Here is a 1,643-nt window from a genome sequence, read left to right on the forward strand (position 1 = left end):
AGCCGCCGCGCATCACGTACCGCAACACCCATACACGGACAACGATCACGGCACCTTTGGGTTACTGGTCAATAACCCGTACCTGCACCGGTTGCAGCGCCGACACTTCCTTCTCTTCGACGTCCTACCGTTCGTCGGTATGGCGCTCGCCATCGCGTTCCTCTGGGTCCGGCCGTTCGGGCTGCTTGAGGGTGGCCTGCTGTTCGTGATGTGGCTGCTGACCGGGCTCGGCATCACGGTCGGCTATCACCGGCTTTTCACCCACCGCACCTTCAAGGCCGCGCCCTCGGTGATGGCTGTGTTGGCGGTGCTGGGATCGATGGCGGGGCAGGGCAGCCTCATCTCGTGGGTGGCGATCCACCGCCGGCACCACGAGAACAGTGACCGCGCGGGCGACCCGCACTCGCCCAACCTGTCGGGCGACGGGTGGAAGGGCCGTGTCCGCGGCCTCGTCCACTCGCACTTCCTGTGGATGCGGCGGCACGAATATCCCAACATCGTCCACTACGCGCCCGACCTCTTGAAGAAACGGCAGCTGGTACGCGTCGCGCGATACTACTTCCACTGGGTTGCGCTCGGACTGCTGCTGCCCACCGTGGTCGGCGGCCTGGTCACGCTGAGCTGGGAGGGCGCGGTCAGCGGGCTGCTGTGGGGCGGACTGGCACGAATCTTCATCCTGGAACACATCGTGTGGGCTATCAACTCGTTCCTGCACATGTTCGGCTCCCGGCCGTACGAGTCCCGGGAGAACAGCCGCAATGGCGGGATCTTCGCGCTGATCAGCCTGGGTGAATCGTGGCACAACAACCACCACGCCTTTCCCGACTCGCCGTCGTTCGGCCTGGACTGGTACCGCCTCGACCCCGGCTTCTGGGTGATCAAGGGATTGACCGCCGCCGGACTGGCATCCGGCGTGAAGCTTCCGGCGCCGGACCGCCGCGCCGCCAAACGCATCGTCTGACCAGAGGAAACGAGCACTATGACGTCCCGTGTGGAGTTCACCCGCGACCAGATCCGCGACTGGTGCCGGGAGCAGGTGGCTGCCCTGCTCGGCGTGCAGGCCGAGACGATCGACCCGACCGTGACGTTTGATCGACTCGGACTCGACTCAGCGCTGGCCGTCTCGCTGCTGATCGAGATCGAGGAGCGTTTCGGCGTCGAGGTTCCGTCCAAGACGTTGTTCGACGACTCCAACATCGAGTCGATTGCGGCCTACCTGTACACCGAGCTTCGGCTGGGCGGGGCCTGAGACATGCCGACCGAGAGCCCGACGCGGCGGGTCGAGGAGGCGGCCGCGGCGGTCCGCCACCACTACGACATCGGCAACGACTTCTACCGTCTTTGGCTGGACGGCTCGCTGACGTACTCGTGTGCGATGTGGGCCGGCTCGGCGGACACCCTGGCCCAGGCTCAGGATCGCAAGCTGCGGTATCACCTGGACGCCGTCCAGGCCCAGAGCGCAGGCAGCGTGCTCGACATCGGCTGCGGGTGGGGCTCGATCCTGGAGCGGCTGTCGGCCGTACCGGTACGCCGTTCCGTCGGTCTGACTCTCAGCGAGGAACAAGCCGCTTATTGACCAGTAACCCAAAGGTGCCGTGGTTAGCCGGCTGCGTAGCGGACTTCTGGCTTGCCGAACAAGGCTT

3 protein-coding genes are annotated in these 1,643 nt (G+C 65.6%); all 3 read left to right on the plus strand.

The genetic code is table 11. The annotated features are described in order from the left end of the window. On the plus strand, positions 1-961 hold a 961-nt coding region (locus tag ACLQ24_RS29545), incomplete at its 5' end, for an acyl-CoA desaturase (RefSeq protein WP_425895016.1). Between the two features lie 18 nt (positions 962-979). Further along, positions 980-1,249, plus strand: a complete 270-nt coding sequence (locus tag ACLQ24_RS29550) for an acyl carrier protein (protein WP_425895017.1) — start codon at positions 980-982, stop codon at positions 1,247-1,249. 3 nt (positions 1,250-1,252) lie between these two features. Further along, on the plus strand, positions 1,253-1,576 hold the full coding sequence (locus ACLQ24_RS29555) for a class I SAM-dependent methyltransferase (RefSeq protein ID WP_425895018.1): 324 nt from the start codon (positions 1,253-1,255) through the stop codon (positions 1,574-1,576). Positions 1,577-1,643 lie beyond the last annotated feature (67 nt).

Source organism: Micromonospora sp. DT4 (assembly GCF_049841675.1).
Taxonomy (GTDB): domain Bacteria; phylum Actinomycetota; class Actinomycetes; order Mycobacteriales; family Micromonosporaceae; genus Micromonospora.